The sequence below is a fragment of the Streptomyces roseochromogenus subsp. oscitans DS 12.976 genome (assembly GCF_000497445.1).
Classification (GTDB): domain Bacteria; phylum Actinomycetota; class Actinomycetes; order Streptomycetales; family Streptomycetaceae; genus Streptomyces; species Streptomyces oscitans.
This window is the reverse complement of sequence record NZ_CM002285.1, coordinates 7,629,022-7,648,592: the sequence shown is the minus strand read 5'-3', so window position 1 is coordinate 7,648,592 and position 19,571 is coordinate 7,629,022. Positions and strand designations below refer to the sequence as shown.

General features: G+C 71.0%; 16 protein-coding genes and 2 pseudogenes. 4 read left to right on the top strand and 14 right to left on the bottom strand.

Translation table 11 applies throughout. The annotated features are described in order from the left end of the window. Nucleotides 1-304: 304 nt before the first annotated feature. The 8 genes and pseudogenes from M878_RS82700 to M878_RS82670 all read right to left on the bottom strand — a co-directional run bounded on the left by M878_RS82700 (nucleotide 305) and on the right by M878_RS82670 (nucleotide 8,601). Complete coding sequence (locus tag M878_RS82700; protein ID WP_023551817.1) at nucleotides 305-1,201, bottom strand: S1 family peptidase; 897 nt, start codon at nucleotides 1,199-1,201, stop codon at nucleotides 305-307. 247 nt (nucleotides 1,202-1,448) lie between these two features. After that, nucleotides 1,449-2,263: pseudogene (locus M878_RS82695) on the bottom strand (DUF1684 domain-containing protein). A gap of 23 nt (nucleotides 2,264-2,286) precedes the next feature. Continuing rightward, entirely contained in the window at nucleotides 2,287-3,531 is a 1,245-nt protein-coding gene (locus tag M878_RS82690) for an NtaA/DmoA family FMN-dependent monooxygenase (RefSeq protein WP_023551814.1), read from the bottom strand. Nucleotides 3,532-3,544: 13 nt separating this feature from the next. Next, nucleotides 3,545-4,624, bottom strand: coding sequence for an LLM class flavin-dependent oxidoreductase (locus tag M878_RS82685; protein ID WP_023551813.1), 1,080 nt, complete (start codon nucleotides 4,622-4,624; stop codon nucleotides 3,545-3,547). A gap of 43 nt (nucleotides 4,625-4,667) precedes the next feature. Further along, nucleotides 4,668-4,883 (bottom strand): annotated as a pseudogene (locus M878_RS82680) (ectoine/hydroxyectoine ABC transporter ATP-binding protein EhuA); the annotation flags it as partial. A 71-nt stretch (nucleotides 4,884-4,954) separates the two neighbouring features. After that, a complete protein-coding gene (locus tag M878_RS82675; RefSeq protein ID WP_023551811.1) occupies nucleotides 4,955-6,715 on the bottom strand; it encodes an FAD/NAD(P)-binding protein in 1,761 nt (586 codons plus the stop codon). Then, nucleotides 6,712-6,882, bottom strand: coding sequence for a hypothetical protein (locus M878_RS96825; protein WP_023551810.1), 171 nt, complete (start codon nucleotides 6,880-6,882; stop codon nucleotides 6,712-6,714). The genes M878_RS82675 and M878_RS96825 overlap by 4 nt, the downstream gene beginning before the upstream one ends. A 561-nt stretch (nucleotides 6,883-7,443) precedes the next feature. Then, a complete protein-coding gene (locus M878_RS82670; RefSeq protein ID WP_023551809.1) occupies nucleotides 7,444-8,601 on the bottom strand; it encodes an RNA-guided endonuclease InsQ/TnpB family protein in 1,158 nt (385 codons plus the stop codon). A 26-nt stretch (nucleotides 8,602-8,627) separates the two neighbouring features. On the opposite strand from M878_RS82670, the gene tnpA reads away from it, so the two are divergent. Continuing rightward, nucleotides 8,628-9,056, top strand: a complete 429-nt coding sequence (gene tnpA, locus M878_RS82665) for an IS200/IS605 family transposase (protein ID WP_078630464.1) — start codon at nucleotides 8,628-8,630, stop codon at nucleotides 9,054-9,056. Between the two features lie 178 nt (nucleotides 9,057-9,234). Here tnpA and M878_RS82660 read toward each other — a convergent pair whose 3' ends face one another. Beyond that, complete coding sequence (locus tag M878_RS82660; RefSeq protein WP_023551807.1) at nucleotides 9,235-10,329, bottom strand: DUF5685 family protein; 1,095 nt, start codon at nucleotides 10,327-10,329, stop codon at nucleotides 9,235-9,237. Between the two features lie 267 nt (nucleotides 10,330-10,596). Between M878_RS82660 and M878_RS82655 the strand changes: the two genes are divergently transcribed. Beyond that, nucleotides 10,597-11,034 (top strand): cell division protein SepF, encoded by a 438-nt coding sequence (locus tag M878_RS82655; protein ID WP_023551806.1) that lies wholly within the window; start codon nucleotides 10,597-10,599, stop codon nucleotides 11,032-11,034. A gap of 36 nt (nucleotides 11,035-11,070) precedes the next feature. Here M878_RS82655 and M878_RS82650 read toward each other — a convergent pair whose 3' ends face one another. Beyond that, nucleotides 11,071-12,261: an acyl-CoA dehydrogenase family protein gene (locus M878_RS82650; RefSeq protein ID WP_023551805.1), complete on the bottom strand. Its 1,191-nt coding sequence runs from the start codon at nucleotides 12,259-12,261 to the stop codon at nucleotides 11,071-11,073. Nucleotides 12,262-12,350: 89 nt separating this feature from the next. Further along, nucleotides 12,351-13,961, bottom strand: coding sequence for an MFS transporter (locus M878_RS82645; protein ID WP_023551804.1), 1,611 nt, complete (start codon nucleotides 13,959-13,961; stop codon nucleotides 12,351-12,353). Between the two features lie 258 nt (nucleotides 13,962-14,219). Here M878_RS82645 and M878_RS82640 point away from each other — a divergent pair, with 258 nt between their 5' ends. Together M878_RS82640 and M878_RS82635 are read left to right on the top strand one after the other, a co-directional pair. Then, nucleotides 14,220-15,497, top strand: a complete 1,278-nt coding sequence (locus M878_RS82640; RefSeq protein ID WP_031226559.1) for a mannosyltransferase family protein — start codon at nucleotides 14,220-14,222, stop codon at nucleotides 15,495-15,497. A 249-nt stretch (nucleotides 15,498-15,746) separates the two neighbouring features. Further along, nucleotides 15,747-16,775 (top strand): phosphatase PAP2 family protein, encoded by a 1,029-nt coding sequence (locus tag M878_RS82635; protein WP_031226557.1) that lies wholly within the window; start codon nucleotides 15,747-15,749, stop codon nucleotides 16,773-16,775. A 165-nt stretch (nucleotides 16,776-16,940) separates the two neighbouring features. Here the strand turns inward: M878_RS82635 and M878_RS82630 are convergent, their stop codons facing one another. The 3 genes from M878_RS82630 to M878_RS82620 form a co-directional block, all read right to left on the bottom strand. Beyond that, a complete protein-coding gene (locus tag M878_RS82630) occupies nucleotides 16,941-17,156 on the bottom strand; it encodes an I78 family peptidase inhibitor (RefSeq protein ID WP_023551801.1) in 216 nt (71 codons plus the stop codon). 331 nt (nucleotides 17,157-17,487) lie between these two features. Continuing rightward, nucleotides 17,488-18,468 (bottom strand): helix-turn-helix transcriptional regulator, encoded by a 981-nt coding sequence (locus M878_RS82625; protein ID WP_023551800.1) that lies wholly within the window; start codon nucleotides 18,466-18,468, stop codon nucleotides 17,488-17,490. An 87-nt stretch (nucleotides 18,469-18,555) separates the two neighbouring features. Then, complete coding sequence (locus tag M878_RS82620; RefSeq protein ID WP_023551799.1) at nucleotides 18,556-19,263, bottom strand: LysM peptidoglycan-binding domain-containing protein; 708 nt, start codon at nucleotides 19,261-19,263, stop codon at nucleotides 18,556-18,558. Nucleotides 19,264-19,571 lie beyond the last annotated feature (308 nt).

Genomic DNA, 19,571 nt, shown 5'->3' with positions numbered 1-19,571 from the left:
CCTGTGGGGGGATGGTCCGCCGGTTTTGTGGGGGCGACGGACCGGAAGGCTGGTTGACGAGGGCCCACTCTTCCGAACGACACAGGGGGCACACAAGGTTGACTTCAGGACGCGCGGAGAAGCGACGTGCGCACCCCCGACGGACTTGACCGACCACGGTCACGCCGGGAAATTAACACTGCAAACACGAGGCGCAAGTAGCCCTCTGCACAACGTGACGAGATCACATGGCTTGTTCTCACCCATCCCCGTCAAGGGAAAGTCCCCGTACGCCGGGGGCGTACGGGGACTCGACAAGCCGGCTTCAGGGCAGCGTGACCCCGTAGTAGCTCAACGCCTCGGTGACCGGCTGGAAGAACGTCGTACCACCGGAGGTGCAGTCACCACTGCCCCCGGACGTCAGCCCGTAGGCCACAGAACCCGCGTACAGCGGCCCACCACTGTCGCCGCCCTCGGCGCACACCGTGGTCTGGATCAGGCCGCTGACGGTCTCACCGCTGTCGTAGTGGACGGTGGCGTTCAGCGCCGTGACCTGCCCGCTGTGCGTACCGGTCGTGGAGCCGCGCCGGTAGACGGTCTGGCCCACACTCGGCGTACCCGCGCTGGTGATGCTCTGGCTGCCGACCGCGCTCGGGTGCGCGATCGAGGAGTTGGTGTACCGCACCAGCGCGAAGTCGTTGCCCGGGAAGCTGTAGTCGACGGTGGTGCCCAGCACCGTGGTGTGGCCGGAGTTGCTGTACCAGGTGGAGGCGACCTGGCCGCAGTGCCCGGCGGTGAGGAAGTAGTACGTGCTGCCGCTGTGCACGTTGAAACCGAGCGAGCAGCGGTACTGGCCGCCGTAGATGGCGTCGCCGCCCGTGATGAGCTTGCTGAACTTGCCGGAGGTGTGCTTGATGGTCAGCGCCTCAGCGTTGGCGCCGGCCTGCCGCTTGATCCTGGCGATCGCGGCCTCGGACACCGTGCTGTCGGCGGTGACGACGACACGGTTGGTCTTGCTGTCGACCGCCCAGGCCGTACCGGCCACATCGGCCTTGCCGACGGAGTCGCTCGCCTTGGTGAGCTGGGCGGCGGTGAAGTGGTTGTCGCTCGCGTGCGCGGTGGGGGCGGCGAACGCCGCGGCGGCCAGGAAGCCGGTGGCCACGGCGATCAGCCGGGTCCGTCTCGCAGTGCCGTTGTGGGGAGTGGTGCGCTTGATCCTCACTTTTCGTTCCCTCCCAGGGGAAGTCGGGGGCCCGCGTGGGGTCGGGGCCCGTGAGGCGCAGCCAGGGGGCCGAGCCGGATTCCGAACATGCATGCCCCCCGACAAGCGCTCGCTGAGGGGGAGTATTCGGCCGAACGACCGGTCGCCACAAGAGTGCCTTTCGGCCGTAGGACTTTAAACCACTCTTACGCAGCAGCCCTTGACACCGACTCACCACACACCTGCACCGGCCCGGCACACCCTGCCCTCAGTCCAGCGCACGCTCCCCCGCTCCGATCGCCGCGTCCAGCGTGTTGCCGGGCGGCGGGAACGGGCAGATGAAGTGGTCGGCGAAGGCGCACGGCGGAAGCTGGGCGCGGTTGAAGTCGACCGTCGTGCGCCCCTCGGTGTCCGGCGCCGCCGGATAGAGGAAGCGGAACCGGAAGCTGCTGTCGCCGCTGGTGGCGTCGGCGAACACGGCCCACAGCCGCCCGTCGCCCTGCTGCGCGACCTGAAGCGTCAGCTCCCGCCCGTCCAGGGTGAAGGCCAGCTCTCCGGCGAGGGCGAGCCCCCGCTCGCGCCCGTCCGCGTTGCCCACCCGCACGGTGCGCGGCTCGTCGTGCGGCGTGAAACGCCCCGGCACCGACCAGCGCGGGTCGTACGCGGTGGCCACGATGCCCTTGAAGGCACGACGGGCCTCGGCCTCGGGGTCGTAGACCCGCACGCCCCACACGCCCTCCCGGACCAGCACGAACAGCCGCTTCTCAGCGAGCGCGACCCGCGCCTGAGCCTCCGGCCCGCGGTCGGCGGCGAGCCGGACCGCACCCGCGAAGGGCCGCCCGTCCACGCTCAGCCCGTCGGCCTCGACGGCGGTGAGCACCACGCCTTCCCCATCGGCCACCCAAATCCCGGGAATGTCCGGAAGCCGCCCCGCCGGATGGTCCTCGACCCTGGGGGTGCCCCCAGGCCGTTCAGGCACTGGGGGAAGGTGGCGGTCAGTGCGAGCGGCCCGTAGGGCGCCGAGACCTTCTCGACACGCTTCTCGTGCCGCCGCTGCCACGCGTCGGCCGCGTCCGTCGTCATGCCGTGTTTCCTTTCATCTGTGATCAGCCTTCCTCTCCCGGGTGAGGCAGCCCGAGATGGGAGCGGAGAGTGGCGCCCTGGTATTCCGTGCGGAACGCGCCACGCTCCTGGAGCAGCGGCACCACCCGGTCCACGAACTCCTCCAGTCCGTCGGCCGCCAGCAGGAAACCGTCGGCGGCTCCCTCAAGGACCTGGGCGTGCAGGTCGGAGGCGACCGAGTCGGGCGTGCCGACGAACGACTGCCTGCCGCTCGCCTCGATCACGGTCTCCCGGCCGGACAGCCCCTTCTCCTCCGCCAGCGCCCGCCATCTCCCGACGCGTGCCAGGGTCGCGCCGTCCCGGCTCCGCGGGGCGATCGCGGGCAGCGGGCCGTCGGGGTCGTGACCGGAGAGGTCCACGCCCCACAGCCGCTCCAGCGCGTAGCGCGCATACTGCGGGGTGACCCGTTGCCGTCTGATCCCGGCGGCCCGCTCCTGCGCCTCGGCGGCGGTGTCCCCGAGCACGACGGTGACGCCGGGCATGATCCTCAGCTCCTCCGGTGCGCGACCGTACGCGGCGAGCCGCCGCTTGACGCGGCCGTAGCGGAAGCGGGCCGTCTCCAGCGGGCCGTGCCGGGTGAGGAGCACATCGGCCGTGGCCGCGGCCAGTTCCCGGGTCTTGGCGGACTCGCCCCCGTGGATCACCACGGGCCGCCCCTGCGGGGACCGCGGGAGCCCGAACTGGCCCGCGATGTCGAAGTGCCGACCCTGGTGCGCGAACAGCCGGGGCATCCCGTCGGGTGTCCAGGAGTCCCACAGCAGCTTCGCGACGGTGACGAATTCGGCGGTTCTCGCGGAGTGCTCCGCCGGTGTGCCGGGGCGGAAGTTCTCGGCGGCGTCCGGCGTGGCCGTCACCCGCCAGGCCGCCCGGCCCCCGCTCAGGTGGTCCAACGTGGCGATTCTGCGGGCGAGTTCGTATGGTTCGCCGAAGGCGGTGTCCGCCGTGGCGGCGAGCCCCAGCCGTGCGGTGCTCCCGGCGAGCGCGTGCAGCAGGGCGGCCGGTTCCGGCCGGCTCACCGGTTCGAGGTCGTGGATCCGGCCCCGGTGCTCGGGCAGCCGCAGCCCCTCGCCGAGCAGCAGGAAGTCGAACAGCCCGCGCTCGGCGATCCCTGCCAGGCGCTCGAAGGAGACGAACGCCGTGTACGAGTCCGCGCGGGGATCCGCCCATCCGGTGGTGTCCTCGGTGCCCGGGCAAAGGGCCGCGAGATGCACCTGCCGCCGTACGCTCATGACGTTCCCCCTGTCATGACGCTCCCGGCCCCGGCGCGTACCGATGGGCGGGCCGCGCGAGCCCCAGGTGCTCGCGCAGGGTGCTGCCCGGGTAGAAGGTGCGGAACAGGCCGCGGTGCTGCAGCAGTGCCGCCGTGCCGTTGACCAGCCGCTCCAGGTCACGGCGCGGCTCGACGGGGACGAGGTGGAAGCCGTCGGTGACACCGTCGGCGTGCCAGCCGGCGACCAGTTCGGCGAGATCGACCGGGCCGCCCCGGTACAGCGGCCCCCGTGCGGTGGGCCGTGGGCCCCCGCCTCCGTGTCCGGGCTCGGCGGCGTGCTCTCCGTCGCCGAGGTCGATCAGCAGGCTCACCAGGACCCGTACACCGTCCGGATCCCGCCCGGACCGGGCGGCCAGAGCGCGCAGTTCGTCGCGTACGGCGGTGGCCTGCGCCGGGGTCGCGGCGCGGACCAGAGCCACGTCCGCGTACCGCGCGGCGACGGTACGGGCCTGGTGCTCGGTGGCGTCGACCACGCGGACGGGGTGGCCCTGCGGCGGCCGGGGCACGGTCGAGGGGCCCCGGACCGAGAACGCGGTGCCGGTGAAGTCGACGTGGTGCAGCTTGTCCCGGTCCAGGAAGCGGCCGGCCGGCACGTCCCGGATCTCGGCGCCGTCCTCCCAGCTGTCCCACAGCTTCGCGGCCACATCGGCGACCTCACCCGCCTCCCGCCACAGCGCGTCGGGCGGCGCGGCAGGACGGCGGCCGAAGAGCCGGGCCTCGTCCTCGCCGGCGGACACGTCGATCCGCCAGCCGGCCCGGCCGCGGCTGATCCAGTCCAGCGCGGCCACGGCGGCCTGCACCCGGAAGGGCTCGGTGTGGGTGGTGGTGACGGTCGGGACCAGGCCGATGCGCCGGGTCGCGGGCGCCGCCCGGGACAGCACGCAGAGGGCGTCGGGCCCGGGCCGGCCGAAGGAGTCGTCCAGCGTCACGAAGTCCAGCCCACCGCGCTCGGCGAGCCGGACCAGCTCGACGTACGGCTCGGCGCCGAAACAGCCGGCCAGATCGACGGCGGCGGCGAGATGCGGCAGCCCACGGCCGTGGCGCGCGCTCACCTCGACGCTCCCGGCACGGCGCGACCGACGGCGATGCCCACGCTCACAGCACCTTCGCCAGAAATGCCCGGGTCCGTTCCTCCCGCGGAGCACCCAGCACCTCACCCGGAGACCCCTGCTCCACGATCCTGCCGTCGGCCATGAACACCACCGTGTCGGCGACCTCACGGGCGAACGCGATCTCATGAGTGACGACGATCACCGTCGTGCCCTGGGCGGCCAGGTCCCGGACAACATCGAGGACTTCGCCGGCCAGCTCGACGTTGTCAAGGACCGTGAGCAGCTCGCAGCCGAAGCTCTTGTGCACCGGCCTGATGTCGACCATGACTGTCATCGAGCGAGTTCCTTTACCTGTGAAGCGCTCAGAAAGGCCAGTACCGCCCGCGCGGTGGCGTCGTTCTGCCGGAACGCGGCGCCGCCGGTGCGCGGCCGGGTGAAGGCGCCGGCGGTACGGGCCTCGGTGTACGGGCCGAGGGCGAAGCGCCGGGGATGCGGGCGGCCGGCGCCGTCGAGGATCCGGCCGTCGGCGGGGTCGGTCCGGAGCAGTCCGTCGGGGGTTTCGGCGGCGCCGCCGGCGTGCAGTGCGCGCAGCAGGCTGTCGCGGGCCCGGCCGACGGTGGGCTCGGGCAGCCGGGCCTCGACCAGCGCCCGGGCCTCGACCGAGAAGCCGGGCACGGTGGGGCTGGCAGCCCGGAACACCCCGTCCTCGGCGGTGACGGTCATGTCGGCGCCGACGAATCCGAGCAGTCCGGCGCGGGACAGCGCGAGCATCTGCCGCAGCCGGGGGCCGGGCGGCCCGGACGCCAGGTAGCTGAAGAAGCCGTGCCACCAGGGGCCGGTGTTCCCGAGCCGGACGAGCTGCCCGTAGACGGAGAGCAGTCCGAGGAAGACACCGAGATCCGCGCTGTGGGACGGGTCGTGACGGCGGCTCAGGTCGGCCTCGATATGGGCCCGCAGCCCGTCCTGGAACGCCTCGTGCGAGGCGTACCGCACCCCGTCCAGCGGGTGGTCGAGCGCGGCGAGGTCGAGGCGGTCGGCCGGGTCGGGTACGGCGGCGGCGGCGAGCGTCCGGACCTCGGCGGGGTCGCCTGCGGCCGCGTACTTCTCCTCGAAGTCGGCCCAGGCCATCGCCGTACGCTCGGTGTGGGCGGTGAACAGCCGGTGGTAGTGGGCGAAGCCCAGCTCCTTCTCCACCAGTGGCCACACATCGCGCCGGAAGTCGAGGCCGTCCTTCCTGGCCAGCAGATCTTCGACCGCGGCCGGTCCGAGGAAGCGGGGCAGCGGGGGCCGGTCGCCGGTCCAGCCGTAGCCGATCTTCGCGCGGTACGGCACTCCGCGCCGCGAGCCGGCATAGAGCACCGGCTCCCGCCCGGAGGGTACGTAGGTGTCGCCCTCGTACCGCCCGCCACGGCCCTCGGTGAGCAGCACCATCAGGTCGACGAAGGCCAGCCCGAAGCCCCGGACGAGGACCGGTTCGCCGGGTTTCAGCGCGGACAGGTCGCTGTCGGCGGTGAAGTCGGGCGGCAGGTGGACCAGGCCGTGCTCACGAGCGTATGCGGCCAACTCGGCCTGCTCCACGTCGAGTTCGGCGTCGAGGTGGCCGAGGGTGAGGATCACCAGGTCGGCGAGGAGGGGGCGCGGGCGGCCCTCCAGCCACACCTGCTGGCGGCCGTCGCGCGGGCCGCTGATGCGCAGGGCGCGCCGGGGATGGTGGTGGACGGCGATGCCCTCGGGCAGCTCGGCCAGCGCGCGCTCGTACACCCAGCGCAGATAGCGGCCCTGAAGCTGCCGGTCCGCGAAGGTGCTGCCGTCGAGTCCGGCCCACTCGTGCAGGGTGGGGCCCACGCGCACCGGTCCCGCCATGTTCACCGTCTCGTCGGTGAACATGGTGACGTCCTCGGCGTGCGAGTTCATCCAGAGCAGCGGCGACTGCGCCTGGCGCCAGATGCGTCCGCCGCCCGGCGGATACGGGTCGATCAGATGGATGTCGAGGCCCGAACCGGCGTACAGCTCCGGGGCGTTGGCGGCGATACGTTCCAGCAGTCCGGTCCCCCGCGGCCCGGCTCCCACGATCACCAGCTGCGGCCTCATCGGGCGGCCTTCACGCCGAACACCTGCGGGTACAGCGCCCCGATGGTGAACCACAGCAGCAGGACGACGACGGCTGCCGTCCACTGGCCGTACCGGCGCTGCGGGGCGTTTGCGGGCCCGGGTTTCTCCGGCGCGGTGGGGGATTGGGTGAGGGTGTCGGATGACATGCGAAGGCTCCGTGACGCGTGGGTCGTCAGAACGGGGTGGTGCCTTCACACGGGCGCGCCGTGCGGCGCGATGTACGGCCGAGCCCCTCAGCAGGGCCGTACCCCGAGACTACGTGGGCGTTTCCGCACGCTGTCAAGGCTGTCCGAACTGTGAGCCGTACGTCTCAAGTCAGTTGACGCGGAACCGGATGCCTGTTCCACTTGGCCCATGCATCCACAGCAGTGGCTGGTCACCCGCTCCCACATCGACTTCGGTCGCGTGTGGTCCTGTTCCTGTTGAGCTGACCCCCTGCGCGCGCCGGCCCATCGGCCGGCGTCATCGCGTTCTCCCTTCTTTCGGTACGCCTTTCGCCACGCCTTCACACGCGCACCCCTCCCCTCCCCTCGCGCCGCGCTTCCGCACACCGCTGCTCACAGGAGACCACTTCCCGATGCGTTCACGTCTTTTGCCACCGTTCGTCACTTACGGCAAGAACGTCAACTTGACCCGGTCCTAAAGGACCGGGCTTGGAGGTAGGGCGCCACTGGTTGTGACGTGGCCTCCTCCGTCCAGACACCCCGTTATGGGGTGGCAGGGACGCGTGACTCACGCCCCGCATTCCACACGGTCTCGCCCCTGCGGGCGAGGACGTGGGAAGCGTTCCGATCGGCGTGCGCAACGACGCCGCACGACCGGCATGCGAACTTGGCTTGGGAGATCCGGTTGAGGCGGTCGATGTGGCCGCACTCGGCGCACTCACGGGAGGAGTACGCGGGATCAACGAAGACCAGGGGCACGCCTGCCCGCTTGGCCTTGTAGACGATGAAGTCTCCGAGCTGGGCGAAGGCCCAGGAGTGGAGCGCGACCCGTTGGGGCTTGCGGAGCCGTACCCTCTGCCGGATTCCCTTGAGTTCTTCCAGGGAGATCCCGGCAGAGGTGCGTTCAGCCTCGGTCGCGATCGTCTTGGCGATGATGTGGTTGGTGTTCTTGACGTGCCGCTGCTCGCGGCGGGAACGCTCCTTCAACCGGCGCTTGGCCGACTTGGTGCGCTTCTTCTGGAGCTTGGCCCGCAGGGCAAGCTGACGCTTGCGATACCGGTTCAGGCCGCGCCCGGCGGCCTGGTGGTCCGTGCTGGTGGTGGCGATGTTGACGATGCCGAGGTCCACGCCGATGAAGCCGTCCGGCTCGTATGTCTCGGCCTCGGGTACCTCGCAGGTGGCGATCAGGTAGAAGTCTCCGTCACGCTCGATCAGGTCGGATTCGCCCTTGCGGTACTCGCGGAGCGTCTTGAGCGCATCGGCGGAACAGGCAAAGCGGACGTTCTTGATACGCCCGGCGGTGGTCCAGATCGAGACGGTCTGTGTGTCGTACTGCCAGCTCAAACACCGGTCGTCGTACGGCTGCGCGGCATCGGGACGGAACGTGATCGGCTTGGACTCCGCCTTGATCCGGCGCTTCGACTTCGGCTTGCCGAGGTTCCCGGCACGGATGTTGGCGTGCAGTGTGGTGTACGCGTCGCGGACCTTCTTGATGCAGTGCTGGGCGGCCTGCGCGCCGAGCCCTTCGGCCTTGAGGCGCGGGTACGTGTGTTTGCGCAGCTCATACTCACGCGGCACACCCTGGGCGAACGCCACTTCGGAGACCCAGCACGCCAGGTCGTTGACCGTGCGCAGGGTCGCGAGAAGCGCGGCGGCCTGGTCAGCCTCCGGCATCAGCTTCACCTGCGTCACGATCTTCATGGCGATCACCGTACTACAGTTGATCTATGTCACCACGCTGGGAGCCAAACCCCGATATCCGCAGGGGCCGAACGGTCGTTTACACCCTGCACGCACACTTGGTCTTCACCCCGAAATACCGGCGCGGACCATTCACCGACGACATCCTCAAACGCTGCGAAGCAGTCATGCGTGACGTGTGCGCCGACTTCGGCACGGAGCTACGGGAGTTCAACGGAGAACACGATCACGTCCACCTGCTCGTGCACTACCCGCCGAAGGTCGCCCTGTCCCGACTCGTCGGCAGCCTCAAAGGCGTCTCCGCCCGCAGGCTCCGCCAGGAGTTTCCCGACCACATCCGCAAGTACCTGTGGGGTGAGCACTTCTGGTCCCCTTCGTACTTCGCGGCTTCGTGCGGGGGCGCACCGCTCGCCGTGGTGAAGGAGTACATCGCGAACCAGAAGCGTCCCGACTGAGGTCAACAGTGCAGACCCGTGCGTCGGCGCAGGTCACCCCTATCTTGAGAAGCGATTCCTCCCGGGCCTGAAGGCACGGGGTTCCTCGCTAGATCCAGCTGAAGAAGTGGGGGACGACGGGCTCGCCATCACCAAGTCGCAGATCAGCCCGCCGGAACTAAAGGGCTGAACGACACCGTCACAGCCCGCAGTCACAGCACGAGCAGCATTCACAGCACTCGCAGCACTGACAGGCCTCGCAGCACGACGCGTCGCAGTCACAGTCGCAGTTGGCGCAGCAGCCCTCGCGCTTCTTCCGCGACCAGGGGCCCTCGAACTCGTCGGCGCAGCACACCTTGCAGGTGCAGCACAGGCCGAGGGCGGCCGCGCAACCGGCCCAGAAGCCCCGCTTGTCCGGGCGCGGCGGCTGCCCGCCGAGGGGATGGCCGAACGCCCGGTCCACGGACCGTCCCAGCTCGTGCACGAGCAGCAGATGGACGAGTTCGCCGTCGGCGAACTCGGCGTCGCGCAGGGCGAGACGGATGCCGTGCAGGGCGTCGTCGGCGAGCCGGCGGGCCTCGGCTCGTGAAGTGCCCGTGGCGGTGAGGGGGTTCCAGGCACCGGACAACGCGTCGGTGTGCTGGTCCTCCACGGCGTCCAGGAGATGCGCGAGCCGTCCGAAGAGCCGTCCGGCCTCCGCGAGCGGCCGTGCGTTGTCCGGCCGTCCGGCCAGTACCGCGGTGTGGGCGAAGGCGGCGGCGGTCGCGGTCTCGGTCGGCTCGGTGACGGTCAGGATCGGCGTGCCGTGCCCGGCGAGGGTCTCCAGTCCGAGCTGCCGGTCGACGGCCTCGACGAGGACACCGGTGTCGAAGCCGACCGCGGAGCCGCTGCGGGCACCGGCGTTGCCCCAGCCCGCGGCGACCCGGCGCGCGGCCGCGGCCAGCGGTCTGCGGGCCAGCAGCCCGTCCCCGTCGGCGACATGGTCGCGGACCTTCGCCGCGGCGAGCACCAGCGAGACCGCGGCGGCGAGCCGTGCGCCCTCGCCCTGGGCGACGGACGCGGTGCGCATCCCGCGCAACGCGCACGGCCCGGCCGTACGGCGGCCGTCGAGGGCCGGACCTGTCTGAGCATCCGTCAGAACCGATATGAGAAGGCCGTCATAGTTCGTCACGATCCGCGCGAACTGCCCGTGGTCGCGGCGCAGTGCGAGACAGAGCCCGCACAAATGCGCCATCCACTCGGCCTTGAGACGTTCACCGAGCCGATGAGCGCACGGTCTGACGATTCCGAACACGACGATCCCCCGTGATGTGGTACGACGTTGGCGTTCACCCGTACGCGCCGATGATCACCCATCCGCCGCCGACTATCATATTTCACTCTCAGTCAGCAGCCGTATGAGTCAGGACCCTTGGGGGACAAGGACTCTCGACGGATCGGCTGTGCACCAGTACCGTCACAAACCCCCCGGGCGGCGTCTATCCACTTGGCGCACCGTCCGCATCATGGATGACCATAGGGATGCGGAAAGCACGAAAGACCGCTGTGAGAGGAGGCGTCCATGGGATCGGTACGCAAGGCGAGTGCGTGGCTCGGCCTCGTCGACGACAACGATGACGAGCGTTACTACGACGACGAGTACTCCGAGGGCTCCGAGTCAGGGGACGCCTGGGTCACGGACCCCCGGGTGAAGGTGGCCACGGACACGGCCGAGGAGAAGGGCCGCCGGATCGGCACGGTCACTCCGGACAGCTTCCGGGACGCCCGCGCCATCGGCGAACTGTTCCGGGACGGCGTCCCGGTCATCATGAACCTCACGGCGATGGAGCCCTCCGACGCCAAGCGCGTGGTGGACTTCGCGGCGGGGCTCATCTTCGGTCTGCGCGGCTCGATCGACCGCGTGTCCAACCGGGTGTTCCTGCTGACGCCCGCCGACACGGAGATCATCAGCGGTGAGGCGTCATCCCATCGTGAAGACGGCTTCTTCAACCAGAGCTGAGGCAGGGCCGCTCGCCGGCCCTGCCCGCCCGGGGCCTCACCGGAAGGCGTCGAGCCCGGTGAGCGCCTTGCCCAGCACGAGCTGGTGCATCTCGACGGTGCCCTCGTAGGTGAGCACCGACTCGAGGTTGGTCGCGTGCCGCATCACGGGGTATTCGAGGGAGATCCCGTTGGCACCGAGGATCGTCCGAGCCGTACGGCAGATCTCGATCGCTTCGCGGACGTTGTTGAGCTTGCCGAAGCTGACCTGCTCGGGACGCAGGCGGCCGGCATCCATCCGCCGCCCCAGATGGTGGGCGAGGAGAATCCCCTTGTGCAGTTCGACCGCCATGTCGGCGAGCTTGGCCTGGGTGAGCTGGAAGCCGCCGATGGGCCGCCCGAACTGCTCCCGGGTCTTCGCGTAGTCCAGCGCCGCCTCGAAGCTGCTGCGCGCCGCGCCCATCGCGCCCCAGACGATGCCGTACCGGGCGTGGGACAGACAGCTGAGCGGGCCGCGCAGTCCGGTGACCTCCGGGAGTACGGCGGTTGCGGGCAGCCGCACGTCGTCCATCACCAATTCGCTGGTGACCGAGGCGCGCAGGGACCACTTGTGCTTGATCTCGGGCGCCGCGAAGCCGGGGCTGTCGGTGGGCACGACGAAGCCGCGGATGCCGTCCTCGGTCTGCGCCCAGACGACGGCCACCCCGGCGACCGGCCCGTTGGTGATCCACATCTTGCGGCCGCTGAGCACCCAGTCGTCGCCGTCGCGCTTGGCGTGGGTGCGCATCGAGGCGGGGTCGGAGCCGTGGTCGGGTTCGGTCAGCCCGAAGCAGCCGATCACCTCGCCGGCCGCCATGCGCGGCAGCCACTGAAGCTTCTGCTCCTCGCTGCCGAACCGGTGGATCGCGTACATGGCGAGGGAGCCCTGCACGGAGACCAGGGACCGGATGCCCGAGTCCGCCGCCTCCAGCTCCAGGCAGGCCAGGCCGTACTGCACGGCCGTGGCGCCGGCGCAGCCGTACCCGGTCAGGGACATGCCGAGGGCGCCGAGGGAGCCGAGTTCGCGGGCGAGGTCCCGGATGCCGGGCAGCTCGCCCTTCTCGTACCAGTCGGCGACATAGGGCAGCACCCGGTCGGCGGCCCAGCCGCGGACAGTGTCCCGGATGGCCAGGTCCTCCGGTTCCAGCAGGTCGTCGATCCCGAGCGGGTCGGCGGGATCGAAGGGGGGCAACTTCGAGGACGCGGACATGGGACACCCTCCGGCACACAAGAAAACTAGCACCGCTAGCCACGGATCGACGCCGACGTTACGGTGCGGTGTCGCCTACGTCCAGTGCGTCAGGCCGTGACGCGGGACTCCGCCACTTCCCGCGGCGCGGGCAGCTCCACCGCCGCCACCTGCTCCGTGCCGCACTGCATGACCCGCGGCAGCCGCAGCGCCATCACCGCCCCCAGCAGCAACAGGCCCGCGCTCACCAGCAGCGTCACATGCAGCCCGTGCACGAAGGAGTCCCGTGCGGCCCGGCGCAGCGCCGCCCCGGCGGACCCGCCCAGGCGTCCGGCGACGGCGTAGGCCTCGCCGAGCGAGTGCCCCGCCGCGTCCGACGCGTGCCGCGGGACGCCTGGCACCGAGCGCAGATGGGGGGCGTAGGCCGCGTTCATCACGGTGCCGAGCAGCGCGATGCCGATGCCGGCGCCGAGTTGGTACGACGTCTCGCCGATCGCCGCCGCACCGCCGGCCTGGTCGGCCGGGGCCTCGCTGAGCATCGACTCGTAGGCCCCGAAGAGCGTGGTCTCAAGACCGAAGCCGAGCAGCACGAACCCGCCCAGTAGCAGCGGCGCGTTGTCGGTGCCGCCCATCGCGGTGAGCGTCAGGACCGCGGCGGCGGTCAGCAGGAAGCCGACGCACACCATCCGGCGCGGCCCGAAGCGGCGCAGCATCCGCGCGCCCGCGAGGCCGGCCGCCATCGCCGCGACGGTCAGGGGCAGCAGCCTGAGGCCGGTCTGCAGCGGGGAGAGCCCGAGGACCAGCTGCAGATACTGGGCGGCGATCAGCTCCAGCCCGACGAGCGCGAGCATCGCCAGCACGATGCAGCCCACCGAGGTGCTGAACGAGGGCCGGCGGAACATCCCGAGGTCCACCAGCGGATGCGGGTGCCGCCGCTGCCGCCGTACGAAGAGGAGGAGAAGGGCCGCGCCGGCCAGCAGGGGCAGCACGGTGGAGGGGCTCAGCGGGGCCCCTCCACCGCCCAGCTGCTTCACGCCGAGGACGGCACCGAAGAGACCGCCGGCCGCCATCAGGGCGCCGACGACGTCCCAGGGGCCGCTCCGCCCGCCGCGGGACTCGGGCAGCAGGATCCGGCCCACCGGCAGGCTGACCAGCATCAGCGGGATGTTGACGAGGAAGACCGCGCCCCACCAGAAGTGCTCCAGCAGAAAGCCGCCGAGCAGCGGGCCGACGGCCGCGCCGACGGCGGCCACCGCGCTCCAGATACCGATGGCGAGCGCGCGCTCGCGCCGGTCGGGGAAGACCTGACGCAGGATCGACAGGGTCGCCGGCATGATCATGGCGCCGCCCACACCGAGCACAGCGCGGGCGAGGATCAGTGTCTCGGCGGTCGGCGCGAAGGCGGCCACGGCGGAGGCGACCCCGAACAGGCCGTAGCCGAGCAGCAGAACGCGTCGGCGGCCGATCCGGTCGCCGAGGGTGCCGAAGAGGATCAACAGCGAGGCACAGGCCAGCGGATAGACGTCGACGATCCAGAGCAGCTCCAGGGCACCGGGCTTGAGGTCCTGGGTGACGGCGGGAACCGCCACATGCAGCACGGTCGCGTCGACGGCGACGAGCAGCAGGCTGACACACAGGACGACGAGAACGACCCAGCGGCTCGCACCGGCCCCGGCCGCCCGACGGCGCGGCCGAACGGCAGCCGTGGTCGTCCCGGACATGCGCGTACCTCCCAGATGTGCCGCGCGTGGGGCGGAGCGACGGGGCGGGGACTCCCTGTCGTACGGCCGGAGAGGAGCGGGGTCTCCGGCCCGCGCGAACCCACGCGGGTGACTCGTCAGCGTACGCGAGTCCGCCACGGGGTCACGTGGCGGACCTCTCACACGCACACGGGAACCCTTGTGGCGTACCGCACACCGTTCTGCCCTGACCGCGCCCCGGGGACGGTGCGGGTCCACCGCCGGTCGATAATCGAGTCCGTGAGCGATCTTGAAACGCGCGTGGCGCCACCCCGCGCCCCACTTCTGCGCCGGGCGGCTCCGGCCCTGCTGGGCTATGCGGCGGTCCGCGCCCTGGGGCTGGTCGTGCTGGCGGTGTGGAGCGCCGCGCGCGGCAAGAGCGCGTACACCGTGCTGACCGCGCGCTGGGACTCACTCTGGTACACCCGGGTCGCCGAGCTGGGGTACGGCTACGAGGTACGGCTGCCGAACGGCGACGTGCACTCCAATCTGGCGTTCTTCCCGCTGCTGCCGTGGCTGGAGCGGTCGCTGCACGCGGTCACGCCGCTGTCGTACGCGGACGCCGGTTTCATGGTCAGCCTGCTCGCCTCGCTCGCGGCGGCCTGCGGGATCTTCGCGGTCGCCGACCAGGTGTACGGCCCCCGGGTGGGGATCTGCGCCGTTCTGCTGTGGGCCGTGCTGCCGGTCGGGATCGTGCAGTCGATGGCGTACAGCGAGTCACTGTTCACGGCGCTGGCGGCCTGGTCGCTGTACGCGTTGCTGACCGGCCGCTGGGTCTGGGCCGGCACGCTGGCCGCCCTGGCGGGGCTGACCCGGCCGGTCGGGGCGGCGGTGGTCGCGGCGGTGTGGGTGACGGGCGTGCTCTCGTTCGTGCGAGACCGGAGCACGACGTCCGCACCCGGCGCGCATCACACCGAACACTCCCCGGCGCACACGCTCGGCGCGCCTGACGGCACACACGCCCCGGCTCTCACTCCCGGCGCACATGCCTCGATCGCACCGTTCGCCCCATCCGCCCCCGCCTGGCACCGCGCCCTGGGAATGGCCATCGCGCCCCTCGGGGCCGCCGGTTACGTGTTCTGGGTCGGCCGGCGGACCAGGAAGGGACTTTTCGGGTACCTGGACGTACAGGCCGGATGGCGCAACGGGTTCGACGGCGGCTACGCATTCGCCCGCTTCGTGGCCGACAAGTTCACGTCATTTCCGTCCGCCCTCGCGGGCGTCGGCCTGATCATCGGGGTCGCCCTGCTGCTCTGGCTGTACGTCACCGGGATCCGCCGGCGCCAGCCGGTCGCACTGCTGGTGTACACCGGTGTCGTCCTCGCGCTCGCGCTGTGCGCGTCGAGCTACTTCGGGTCCAAGCCACGGCTGCTGATGCCCGCCTTCCCGGTGCTGCTGCCGCTCGCCGGTGCCCTCGCCCGGCTGCGGACGAGCCGATCCGTGCTGGTCACGGCCGTGTTGGCGGGCGCGGCAGCGATCTACGGGGCGTTCTGGCTGAACGGTTCCGGTCCCCCATGATCGACCATGATCGACATCGACGAGCCCGATGACGCTCCGGAAAATTCCGCTCCAGGGCCGGGTTAACGTATTCATAAGCACCCATATAAACAACGCCCGGCATGATCAAAGGAATTGCACGGAACGGCCTCACAGGATTGCGGAATCCCTGGAATTCGGACGCTCTTGAGAGGTTTGCCACATCACATCGTCATCACAAACCCGCTGTTTCGACGGGGTTCACAGCTCACTCGCTGTAACGTCGATTGGGTGCGTACCGAACGAAACGTCACCCGGCGTCTGGACCGGGTGTTCGCCAGACTCGACCGTGAGCCGGAACGACCGGCCCACATCGATGTGCCAAGGATGAGCCGGCACCGGGTCGTTCTCTTCACCGCGACCCTGGCTTTCTACCTGGCGATCGTGTGGGCCGTGGTGATCACGTCCTGGCTGGTCCGGCTCGACTGGCAGGTCATGTTCTTCCGGCCGTACCAGCAGTGGCCGCAGATCCACGCCTTCCTCGACTACTACGTGGTGCTCGGCCAGCGCGGCCCCACCGCGGTGATGGTCGCGGCCTGGCTCGGCTGGCGCTCCTGGCGGCAGCACACCCTGCGCCCGCTGCTCACCCTGGCCGCCTCGCTGCTGCTGCTGAACATCACGGTCGGCGCCGCCAAGTACGGCATGGGGCGCCTCGGTCCGCACTACGCGACCGTGATCGGCTCGAACGAGATGATGCGGGGCGGCGATATATTTCCCAGCGGCCACACCGCCAACGCGGTCGTGACCTGGGGAATCCTGGCGTATCTGGCCTCCACCCCGCGGGCGCGCCGCTGGCTGTCGGCGCTGTCGGCGATCACCGCGCTCGGCGTCGGCATGACCACCGTCTACCTCGGTACTCACTGGCTGAGCGACGTCCTGCTGGGCTGGGCCGCGGGCCTGCTGATCCTGCTCGCCCTGCCGTGGTTCGAGCCGCTGATCGCCAGAACCGAGACCGCGCTGTTCGATCTGCGCGACCGCTGGCGCGGCCGCCGCAGCCGGCCCGTGCCCGAACCTGTCGTCCCGGTCACGCCGGTGGTGCTCAGGCCGCGCGGCGTACCGGCCGAGCAGCCGGCCCCGGCGCGCGAGCCGGTCACCTCGACCCGCGCCGTCCGGGCGATGGCGCATCTGGCCCCGGGACCGCACACGACCCGTTCGGAACGCACTCCGGTCACCCCGGTGGGCAGCCGCCGCCCACCGCACACCGACCACCGCCTCCCGCGCGGCACCACCCAGCCGGCCCGGCCGCTGACCGGCGGCTGACGGCTCGCACGGCGGCGGGGCCCGGTACGCACACCGCCCCGCGCCACTGCGAAGGCCCCGCTTCCCCCGGAGGGAGGCAGGGCCTTCGCAGTAGGGGCACCGAAAACGCCCTGAAGGGGCGCGGGGCCGTGTCCGATATGCGGCTGCCGCCGCGTGGGCGGAGCGTCACCCCTTCCAGGCGCGGGCCACCCGGCCGTCGCGTACCTCGAAGTTCAGGCGTCCCACCCGGTACTCCATGGTGATGATCGCGCCCGGCGGCAGCGACCGTACCGTCGGCCATCCGCGCTGCCGGGCGAGCCGCTCGGCGTTCGCGGCGTCGAGGCCGACGTACCCGTCCGGGCTGTCCTGGGGCTCCGCCGGCGGAGTGGGAATCGGTGCCATGCCGCCACGCTAGGCCGCAACCGGCGATGAGGGAAGCCGGGCACGGCGGGTAAGAGTCGTATCCGAGTACGGTCACACTTCTGTCACAGCTTCCCGGCCCCGGTTCCGTCGCGCCGAGTCACACGTACGGGGGTTTCCGGTGGGCTCACCGGGGTAATCGAACGGAATTCACGAGCCGCCGAGCACCCCTTGGATTTACCCCGCGAAAAAGGCGGCGTTGATCCACACGGATCCAGGAACGTGATTCCCCGTGCAATCCGGCGCGATGCAAGAGCTGCTGACGCCGCATAGGAAATTCACGAATTCTGCACACGGCCGCCGCGGCTCCCTGTCAGGCGGGCTCCGCGGCCCGCGTCAGCGCCGCGTCCAGCCGGTCCCGGATCGCTCTGATCGCCTCGGTCAGCTCGGCGGGCTCGATCACCTCGAACGGGAAGCCCAGCATCATGAGGTGAACGACCATCACCTCCAGGTTCGCCGCGCCGGAGCGCAGGATGCAGGCGTCCGCGCCGTCGGCCTCCAGCGTCCCCGCGGACGGCGAGATCCGCGCGGCGGCCTCGTGCAGCGGCGCCAGCAGCCGTACGACGGAGTGTGTGGCGTACGCGCGCATGGAGACGCCCTTCGAGACATAGGCGGCCAGATCCTCGGCGGGCGCCTCGCGCGGGGTGAAGCGGGGCCCGTGCGGCGGCTTGAGGGTGATGCGGTCGACGCGGAAGGTCCGCCAGTCCGCCCGGTCGACGTCCCAGGCGACCAGATACCAGCGCCGCTCGGTGCAGACCAGCCGGTGCGGCTCGACGGTACGGCGGCTGTCCGCGCCGTCGTGCCTGCGGTACGCGAAGCGCAGCCGCTCGGCGTCCCGGCACAGGTGCGCCAGTTCGGTGAGCAGCGCCGGGTCGACGGCATCGGCCGGCGGGCCACCGCGCAGCATCGGCACGGTGAAGGCGTTGAGGGCGCTCACCCGGCGTCGCAGCCGGTTCGGCAGCACTTGTTCGAGCTTGGTGAGGGCGCGCACGGAGGTCTCGCCGATGCCCTCGATGCCCTGGCCCGCGGCCGTGCGCAGACCGACCGCCACGGCGACGGCCTCGTCGTCGTCCAGCAGCAGCGGCGGGAGTTCGGCGCCCGCGCCCAGCTGGTAGCCACCGCCGGTACCGGGGCTGGCGTTGACCGGGTAGCCCAGCTCGCGCAGCCGGTCCACGTCCCGGCGGACGGTGCGCGGGGTGACACCGAGCCGTGCGGCGAGTTCGGGGCCGGACCACTCGCGGTGGGCCTGGAGCAGCGAGAGCAGGCGCAGCAGACGTGCCGAGGTCTCCAACATGGGGCCGAGTCTGCCAGGGGATGCGGACAGCCGCTGTCCTCGAGGGGCAGCGGCTGTCCTCACCGGGTGCTCGGCCCGAAGGGTGCTTCAGAGCGCCAGGCGCTGGCCGGGCAGGATCAGGTTCGGGTCGTCGCCGATGATCTTCTTGTTGGCGGCGTAGATCCGCTGCCAGGTGGTCCCGTGCCGGGCGGCGATGGCACTCAGCGTGTCGCCCTCGCAGACGGTGTAGTCACCGCGGGAGTCGCTGCGGCCGGTGTGGGCCGCCGGGCGTTCCGGCGTCTTCGCCGGAGCGGAGTTCGACGGCGCGGAGTCAGTCGGAGCGGACTTCGTCGGGGCGGACTTCGTCGTCTCGCTGCCGTTCGAAGCCGTCGTACCGGAGGAACCCGTGTGGTCCGCCGTGGGGGCGGCGCCAAAGGCTCCGGCTCGGCCCGAGCAGACCGGCCAGGCACCCCAGCCCTGAGCCTGCTGAACCTTGGTGGCGACGGCGATCTGCGCGCTCCTGGAGGCCTCGTCGGCCGTCGGGGCGTAGGCGGTGCCGCCGTACGCGCGCCAGGTGCCGGCGGAGAACTGGAGCCCGCCGTAGTAGCCGTTGCCGGTGTTGATGTGCCAGTTGCCGCCGCTCTCGCACTGGGCGATGCGGTCCCACACCCCGTTGTCCGCCGCCGCGGCGTTGCCGGTCGCGGCCAGCAGCCCCAGCGGGGCGAGCAGCGCGGCTCCGGCGAGCGCGGCCGTCGTACGGCCCTTGCGGGTGCCGTCGTGACAGGCGTTTCGGGTGGTATCGGCACACTCGGACATGTAATTCCCTCTCCACGAACCCGGGCTCCCCCAGGCGGTGCACGTCTCGCCGCGCAGGACCGCGGTTCCTCGTGCCCGCCCCGTCCGCGCGGCCGGTACCGGCGTTACCGCTCTGCCGGTCCCGGGCGTCGGACGCACCCAGGCGGTGCTCGTTGCACACGGCGGAGGAATGTAGGGAGGAGGAGCGGCCCGAATCAACCAACTCCCTGTCATTCCAGGCCAGTTGCTGGTTACCGCAGGTATCGTCGATTTTCGGCCACCCACTACATCCCTGGATTTCCGGATTTATCGACCAGCGGCCGAGGCGA

Excerpts from the sequence above, each read along its gene's own strand:
- M878_RS96825 (WP_023551810.1), bottom strand. The coding sequence starts at position 6,882 with ATGTCATCCGACACCCTCACCCAATCCCCCACCGCGCCGGAGAAACCC.
- M878_RS82675 (WP_023551811.1), bottom strand. The coding sequence starts at position 6,715 with ATGAGGCCGCAGCTGGTGATCGTGGGAGCCGGGCCGCGGGGGACCGGA.
- tnpA (WP_078630464.1), top strand. The coding sequence starts at position 8,628 with ATGTCACCACGCTGGGAGCCAAACCCCGATATCCGCAGGGGCCGAACG.
- M878_RS82650 (WP_023551805.1), bottom strand. The coding sequence starts at position 12,261 with ATGTCCGCGTCCTCGAAGTTGCCCCCCTTCGATCCCGCCGACCCGCTC.
- M878_RS82670 (WP_023551809.1), bottom strand. The coding sequence starts at position 8,601 with ATGAAGATCGTGACGCAGGTGAAGCTGATGCCGGAGGCTGACCAGGCC.
- M878_RS82645 (WP_023551804.1), bottom strand. The coding sequence starts at position 13,961 with ATGTCCGGGACGACCACGGCTGCCGTTCGGCCGCGCCGTCGGGCGGCC.
- M878_RS82655 (WP_023551806.1), top strand. The coding sequence starts at position 10,597 with ATGGGATCGGTACGCAAGGCGAGTGCGTGGCTCGGCCTCGTCGACGAC.
- M878_RS82690 (WP_023551814.1), bottom strand. The coding sequence starts at position 3,531 with ATGAGCGTACGGCGGCAGGTGCATCTCGCGGCCCTTTGCCCGGGCACC.
- M878_RS82625 (WP_023551800.1), bottom strand. The coding sequence starts at position 18,468 with ATGTTGGAGACCTCGGCACGTCTGCTGCGCCTGCTCTCGCTGCTCCAG.
- M878_RS82630 (WP_023551801.1), bottom strand. The coding sequence starts at position 17,156 with ATGGCACCGATTCCCACTCCGCCGGCGGAGCCCCAGGACAGCCCGGAC.
- M878_RS82620 (WP_023551799.1), bottom strand. The coding sequence starts at position 19,263 with ATGTCCGAGTGTGCCGATACCACCCGAAACGCCTGTCACGACGGCACC.